The sequence below is a fragment of the Pseudomonas sp. MF5691 genome, assembly GCF_016405645.1.
In the GTDB taxonomy this organism is placed as follows: Bacteria; Pseudomonadota; Gammaproteobacteria; order Pseudomonadales; family Pseudomonadaceae; genus Aquipseudomonas; species Aquipseudomonas shahriarae.
Genome location: NZ_JAEKDC010000011.1, coordinates 205,722 through 212,986, shown reverse-complemented (window position 1 = coordinate 212,986; position 7,265 = coordinate 205,722). Strand labels below are relative to the sequence as shown.

At 61.0% G+C, this 7,265-nt stretch carries 7 protein-coding genes; 2 read left to right on the top strand and 5 right to left on the bottom strand.

The window, feature by feature from the left end:
* Positions 1 to 298: 298 nt before the first annotated feature.
* From mnmH to JFT44_RS17645, 4 genes are all read right to left on the bottom strand, one after another.
* Positions 299 to 1,399 (bottom strand): tRNA 2-selenouridine(34) synthase MnmH, encoded by a 1,101-nt coding sequence (mnmH, locus tag JFT44_RS17660; protein WP_128593926.1) that lies wholly within the window; start codon positions 1,397 to 1,399, stop codon positions 299 to 301.
* The gene (gene selD / locus JFT44_RS17655) at positions 1,399 to 2,433 is read right to left on the bottom strand and encodes a selenide, water dikinase SelD (RefSeq protein ID WP_057439455.1); all 1,035 of its coding nucleotides are present in this window, start codon (positions 2,431 to 2,433) and stop codon (positions 1,399 to 1,401) included. The genes mnmH and selD overlap by 1 nt, the downstream gene beginning before the upstream one ends.
* Positions 2,434 to 2,527: 94 nt before the next feature.
* The gene (locus tag JFT44_RS17650; protein ID WP_057439456.1) at positions 2,528 to 3,277 is read right to left on the bottom strand and encodes a TerC family protein; all 750 of its coding nucleotides are present in this window, start codon (positions 3,275 to 3,277) and stop codon (positions 2,528 to 2,530) included.
* 29 nt (positions 3,278 to 3,306) lie between these two features.
* Positions 3,307 to 3,558: a hypothetical protein gene (locus JFT44_RS17645; RefSeq protein WP_057959108.1), complete on the bottom strand. Its 252-nt coding sequence runs from the start codon at positions 3,556 to 3,558 to the stop codon at positions 3,307 to 3,309.
* Between the two features lie 148 nt (positions 3,559 to 3,706).
* Between JFT44_RS17645 and nhaR the strand changes: the two genes are divergently transcribed.
* Positions 3,707 to 4,606, top strand: coding sequence for a transcriptional activator NhaR (nhaR, locus tag JFT44_RS17640; RefSeq protein WP_057959107.1), 900 nt, complete (start codon positions 3,707 to 3,709; stop codon positions 4,604 to 4,606).
* Here the strand turns inward: nhaR and JFT44_RS17635 are convergent.
* Positions 4,603 to 5,757: an MFS transporter gene (locus JFT44_RS17635; RefSeq protein WP_057439459.1), complete on the bottom strand. Its 1,155-nt coding sequence runs from the start codon at positions 5,755 to 5,757 to the stop codon at positions 4,603 to 4,605. The two genes, nhaR and JFT44_RS17635, sit on opposite strands and share 4 nt — an antisense overlap.
* A 209-nt stretch (positions 5,758 to 5,966) precedes the next feature.
* Between JFT44_RS17635 and sstT the strand changes: the two genes are divergently transcribed.
* Positions 5,967 to 7,190: a serine/threonine transporter SstT gene (sstT, locus tag JFT44_RS17630; protein WP_057959106.1), complete on the top strand. Its 1,224-nt coding sequence runs from the start codon at positions 5,967 to 5,969 to the stop codon at positions 7,188 to 7,190.
* Positions 7,191 to 7,265: the final 75 nt, after the last annotated feature.

Genomic DNA, 7,265 nt, shown 5'->3' with positions numbered 1-7,265 from the left:
CTTTGAGGTCCATAGGTTTCAGCTCTTCCCAGGGCATGGTCAGATCCTCACAAAATCGACCCTGCCAGTTAATAACTGTTACCTATGTGCGTGAACTGATTTGTAACCCATGTGGGTGAGTCATACCCTGACCATACATTTGCTTACTTTGGGGCTTTTCCAAAGTGAGCCGCCGTAAGGGCGGAACCCTAAGTGGCCATGACCGCAGCAACGGATATGTACACAAACCTAAGAATCACTAAAGAGACCTGTAGCTCATCGCAGGCAAGCCAGCGATGGTGCCCTGAAAACCAACCAATCACCCGCGCCGGGCAGCACGCTCGCGCAGATACTCCACCACCGCGCCCTGCTCCCCGGAAAACTCGATCCGGGCGCCCTTCTTCTCACGCTGGAACGCGTACATCGGATCGTAATATTCACGCAGCCCGACAATCCAGCCGCGATGCAAATCCACGTTCCCCGAGCGGGCCTGCTCGGCCAGGGCGTCCTGCATCAGCCCGTGCAAGCGCTGGTAGCGCTCCCCACCCAGACGCTTGTGGATATTGGCCAGGCTCTGCACCAGGCGCTCGGCGAACAGGCAGAAGCCCGCTTCACCAAACTCTGCGTTGAACTGCGCGCACAGGTCGATCACATAGTCGCGCAAGACCCGCTCGACGCGGTTTTCCAGGCTCTCTTCCAGCCACACCATCGGGTACGCCTGCATGCCCCGGTGCAGGTTCAGCGGCAAAGCGCAGCTACCGATCATGCGGCTTTCGTCCTCAAGCACAAACTGCTCGATGCCCCGCGCGCGCTTTTTCAGTACGTCCACCGCCAGGCGGTTTTCAAAGTCGATATTCGACGGCTGGCCCGTGGCCCGCTTGCCAAAGCTGGAGCCCCGGTGGTTGGCGTAGCCTTCCAGGTCCAGGCCATTGCGCAGTTGCTGGAGCACTTCGGTCTTGCCGCTGCCGGTCAGGCCACCCAGCAGGACGAAATCGCACTGCTCCACAGCCTGGTCCACGGTCTCCAGCAAGAAGGTACGCATAGCCTTGTAGCCACCGCCGACCCGGGGATAGTCGATCCCCGCTTCGTCCTTGAGCACCTTCTGCACCAAGTGCGAGCGCAAGCCGCCACGGAAGCAATACAGGTAACCGTCAGGGTTGGCCTGGGCAAACGCGGTCCAGCGCGCCAGTCGCTCCTGCAGCGTTGCGCCGCTGACCAGTTGGTGCCCCAGCACAATCGCGGCCTGCTGCCCTTGCTGCTTATAGCAAGTGCCCACCCGCTGGCGTTCGTCATCGTTCATCAACGGCAGGTTGACCACGCCGGGGAACGCACCCTTGACGAATTCGACCGGCGCACGGGTATCCATCATCGGCCGGTCGTTAAGAAAGATATCGCGGTAATCGGTGATGTCGATGGGCATCAAGACACCTCTACCGCGTGGCTCTGTCGCTCGACCAACTGGCCAATGGGCGCAAGGTTCAGCCCCAGTTCGGCCGCTGCCGCGAGAAACTCGGCTTCGCCCTCAGGCGTGACCGCCACCAGCAACCCGCCACTGGTTTGCGGGTCGCACAGCACGCGCTTGTGCAACTCATTGATACGGCCCAGTTGGCGCGAGTAACTGTCGAAGTTGCGCAACGTACCGCCAGGCACACAACCCTGGTCAAGGTAGTACTCGACCCCTGGCAGACGTGGGACTTTTTCGTATTCGATAAGCGCGGTCAAACCGCTGCCGTCAGCCATTTCCACGAGGTGCCCGAGCAGGCCGAAACCGGTCACGTCGGTCATGGCGCTGACCCCGGCCAGCTTGCCAAAGCGGCTGCCGGGCTTGTTGAGGGTGCACATCCAGTCCCGCGCCAGGCCGATATCGGCTTCCCGCAGCTTGCCCTTCTTCTCGGCGGTGGTGAGGATGCCGATGCCCAGGGGTTTGGTCAGGTACAAGCGGCAACCGGCGGTGGCGGTGTCGTTGCGCTTCATATGACGCTTGTGCACCAGCCCGGTGACGGCCAGGCCGAAGATCGGCTCCGGGGCATCGATGGAGTGCCCACCGGCCAGGGGAATGCCCGCCGCGTCGCACACCGCACGGCCACCGCGAATCACTTCCCGGGCGATCTCCGGGGCCAGCACATTGACCGGCCAGCCGAGAATCGCGATGGCCATCAACGGATCGCCGCCCATGGCGTAGATATCGCTGATGGCGTTGGTGGCAGCAATGCGCCCGAAATCGAAGGGATCGTCAACGATCGGCATGAAAAAGTCCGTGGTGGACACCACCCCGCGCTCGTCATCAATGGCGTACACCGCCGCGTCGTCCCGCGAGGCATTACCCACCCAGAGCTTGGGGTCGAGGTTCTGCGCACCGCTGCCGGCGAGGATCACTTCCAGCACCTGTGGCGAAATCTTGCAGCCGCAACCGGCACCGTGGCTGTACTGGGTCAGGCGAATCGGCTCGTTCATGGTGGACCTCAAACTATCAAGTGCGGGGATTCTAACAGACAGCAAAAGGCCGGCTGGGCTCTTGTGAGCGCAGCCGGCCTTTGAGGTTCAGCGGTTACTGGCGGGCAGCGAGCAAACGCTTGTGGCGATTACGCCGGGCAATGTTCAGGCACTCGATGGCAGCCGAGAAAGCCATGGCCGCGTACACGTAGCCTTTCGGCACATGGGCACCGAAGCCTTCGGCGATCAAGGTCATGCCGATCATGATCAAGAAGCCGAGGGCCAGCATGACCACGGTCGGGTTGTCGTTGATGAACTTGGCCAGGGGTTCAGCCGCCACCAGCATCACGATTACCGACGTCACCACAGCAATGATCATGATCGGCAAGTGCTCGGTCATACCGACGGCGGTGATGATGCTGTCGATAGAGAACACCAGGTCGAGCAACAGGATCTGCCCGATGGCCGCGGCAAAGCCAATAGCCACTGTATTGCCGACGCTGGCCTTCTCTTCGGGCTCCGGGTCCATGCTGTGGTGGATCTCGGTGGTTGCCTTCCATACCAGGAACAGGCCGCCGGCGATCAGGATCATGTCCTTCCACGAAAACGCCTGGCCAAAGACTTCGAATACCGGCGAGGTCAATTGCACAATAAACGCGATGGTGCTCAACAGGCCCAGGCGCAGTATCAGCGCCATGCTGATGCCGATGCGCCGTGCCTTGGCCCGGTGCTGCTCCGGCAATTTATTGGTGAGGATCGAGATGAAGATCAGGTTGTCGATCCCCAGCACGATTTCCATGACGATCAATGTCGCCAGGGCCACCCAGGCGGTAGGGCTCGCGGCCAGTTGTACAAGATAATCCATAGGTCAGTCCTGACTCGGTATACGGGGAATTAAGCTTCTTGGGAACTTGGCTCAGGCTTGGAGTCCTGATCTTGCTCGTCGTCCTTGGGGGCGATCAAGCCCTGGGTCGCTTCGCTCAACGCCTGTTCGGCGGCTTTATGGGTGTCGTCAATGGCCTGCTTGGCCGCTTCGCTGGCTTTGCCCAGCACCTGCTGCGTGCTTTTCTCGACCTGGTCGCAACCACTGAGCACCACTAATGAAAGCGCAAGCAACGACGCCGCGCCCAGGGAATTGAGTTTCATGATGTATTCCTCGTTAGAACCGTTGGGCCCAAGCATTGGGCTCGCGATAGCGAGGCATTCTAAGGAAGCGAACACTTCAGGAAAATTCGTATTTTTTTCGCTTATACTTCGATTTATACGAAGTAACACTCTGCAACCGAGGCACCTGATGCTCAACTACCGACAACTGCATTACTTCTGGGTGGTCGCCAAGACCGGCAGCATCGTGCGTGCCTGCGAGCAACTGAACCTCACACCGCAGACCATCAGCGGGCAAATCAGCCTGCTGGAGCAGACATTTGGTATCGCACTGTTTCAACGAGTCGGCCGCCAGTTGGAACTGACCGAGGCCGGGCGCCAGGCCCTGCCCTATGCCGAGCAGATGTTCCAGACCGGCAGTGAATTGGAAGCGATGTTGCGCGCCCAGCCCAATGAACAACAGATTGTGTTTCGTGTCGGCGTGGCGGACGTGGTGCCCAAGTCCATCGTCTACCGCCTGATTGCGCCGACCATGGAGCTGAGCGAGCCGCTGCGCATCACCTGCCGCGAAGACAAACTGGAGCGGCTGTTGGCCGACCTGGCGATCCAGCGCCTGGACCTGGTGATCTCCGACAGCCCGATGCCGACCCACCTGGATATCAAGGGCTACAGCCAGAAGCTGGGGGAATGTGGCATCAGCTTCTTCGCCACCCAGGCGCTGGCGGACCTGCACGGCGGCGATTTCCCACAATGCCTGCACGGTGCGCCGCTGTTGATTCCAGGTGCAGAAACCGTGGTGCGCAGCCGTTTGCAGCGCTGGTTCGCCGAGCAGCAGATTCGTCCGAAGATTATCGGCGAGTTCGACGACAGCGCCTTGATGCAGGCGTTCGGCCAATCCGGCAGCGGGATTTTTATCGCCCCCAGCGTGATTGCCGAGGAAGTGCTACGCCAATACGGCGTGGCATTGATTGGCCAGACAGACGCGGTCACCGAGTCGTTCTATGCCATCTCGGTGGAGCGCAAGGTCAAGCACCCCGGCATCGTGGCGATTACCGAAGGTGCTCGCCGCGAGCTGTTTACCGCGCTTTAGGCGCAGGCGACCCGGGTCTTGGCGGTCATCAGCCACAGGGCCAGGAGAATCGACAGCAGGATAAACCCCGACGCGGCAAACCCCAGGCTGCCCAGGCCCATGGTGTCGATCACCCGCCCACCGACCATCGCGCCCAGGCCAATGCCCAGGTTGGCCCCGGCAATGTTCAAGGACGCAGCAAATGCCGGCGCATGGGGTGCGGCCTTCATCAACCGCACATGGCTGACCAAAAACAGCGCCGCCTGGGTCACGCCCCAGATCGCCATGGCCGCCGCCAGGCCGAGGGTGGAGTGGATCGCCGGTACCAGCGCCACCATGCCGGCGATCATAAAGCCGCAGAACACCATAGAAGCGATCAGCGGATGCTTGTCGACCATGCGCCCGCCCAGGGAGTTACCGATCAGGCCGACGGCGCCAAAGCCCATCAGGCACCAGCCCACCAGGGTGCCATCGAAGCCGGCCAGGCGCTCCAGAATATCGGCCAGGTAGGTGTAAGCGGTGAACATGCCGCTGAAGACCAGGATCGACAGCAACACATGGCCCTGCATCAACGGGCTGCGCAGGATCTTGAACTGCGAACGCAGGGTCACCGCGTCCTTTTTCACGGTGGTGGCCGGCAGGTAGATCAACAGCAGCAATGCCTTGAGCATCGCCACCCCGGCGAGGATGCCAAAGGCGCTGCGCCAGCCAAACGCATCGGAGATCAGGGTGCCCACCGGGATGCCGAAGACGGTAGCGCAGACAATCCCGAAACCGATCTTGGCAATCGCCCGGCCAGCGTAGTCCGGCCCGACGATGTCCACTGCCGTTTCACTGGCCAGGGCCCAAAACACCGGCAGCCCCAGAGCGGGAATCAGGCGGGCCACGGCCATCACCCAGATATTCGGCGCCAGGGCCGCCAGGGTATTGGCCGCGCCGAACATCAATAGGATGCTGATAAACAGACGCTTGCGCTCGAAACGCGCGAAATACGCGGTCAGAAACGGCCCGAACGCGGCCACGGTAAAGGCAAACAAAGTCACCAGCAGACCGGCCTGGGACACGCTCACATCCAGGTCGCGAGCGATGGAGGGTAATAGCCCGACAATCACAAATTCGGTGGTCAACACGGTAAAACCGGCTGCGGACAGCAGCAGGATGGGCAACAACATGCACAACTCCAGAAACGGCGACGCCAGCGTTAGCCTTGAGGCCCGCTGACAGAGATATAAGAAGAGGATGGCGAATCTTAACAGAATGTGACCGTGCCACACACGGACTTGGCGACTGAATGCCGCAGTAAACTGGATATTTCCTACAGCATGTTAGACTTCGCGCCCTGCATAGCGCTGTACACATTAAAAAAACTAGAGACACTCTTATGACTGCTGCTCCCTCTCTCTTTCAACGACTTATGCGCCTCAGCCTGGTCACCCAGATTGTCATCGGCCTGGCCGCTGGCATCTTACTGGCCCTGCTGTCGCCCAGTGCGGCCCTGTCCACCGCGTTTATCGGCAAGGTATTTGTCTCGGCGCTCAAGGCCGTGGCGCCAATCCTGGTGTTTGTGCTGGTGATGGCCTCGATTGCCAACCACAAGCATGGCCAGGAAACCCATATCCGGCCGATTCTGTTCCTGTACCTGCTGGGCACCTTTTCCGCTGCGGCGGTCGCGGTCATTGCCAGCACCCTCTTCCCCTCGAACCTGGTGCTCAGCACCCATGACGTGGCCGTCAGCGCCCCTGGCGGGATTGGCGAGGTAATGCAGGGCCTGGTGCTCAGCGTGGTGGACAACCCTATCAGCGCCCTGATGAACGCCAACTTCATCGGGATCCTGGCCTGGGCCATCGGCATGGGCATCGCGATCCGTCATGCCGGGGAAACCACCCGTACCGTGCTGGCCGACCTGTCCAACGGCGTCACGCTGATCGTGCGCGTGGTGATTCGCTTCGCCCCCCTGGGTATTTTCGGCCTGGTGGCCTCGACCCTGGCTGCTTCCGGCTTCGATGCCTTGCTGGGTTATGCGCACCTGTTGCTGGTGTTGATCGGCTGCATGCTGTTCGTGGCACTGGTGGTCAATCCAGCCATCGTGTTCTGGAAACTGCGCCGCAACCCGTACCCGCTGGTGCTGTTGTGCCTGCGTGAAAGTGGGATCACCGCCTTCTTCACCCGCAGTTCGGCGGCCAATATCCCGGTCAACCTGGCGTTGAGTGAGCGCCTGGGCCTGCATGAAGACACCTATTCGGTGTCGATCCCGTTGGGTGCGACCATCAATATGGCCGGCGCCGCGATCACCATTACCGTGCTGACCCTGGCGGCCGTGCACACCTTGGGCATCGCCGTCGACCTGCCGACCGCCGTGCTGCTCAGCGTGGTTGCGGCGGTCTGTGCGTGTGGCGCGTCGGGTGTGGCCGGGGGTTCGCTGTTGCTGATTCCACTGGCGTGCAGCCTGTTCGGCATTCCGAGTGAAATCGCCATGCAAGTGGTGGCCGTAGGCTTCATTATCGGGGTTTTGCAGGATTCGGCGGAAACCGCGCTGAACTCGTCTACCGACGTGTTGTTCACCGCTGCGGCGTGCCTGGGCCAGGAAGACAAGAACCCGGCCTGACACAACCCGGCAAGCAAGTGGGCGCTGGTTTGGGTGGAAGCTGGCTTGCCAGCTCCCATACAAGCCAGCTCCCAC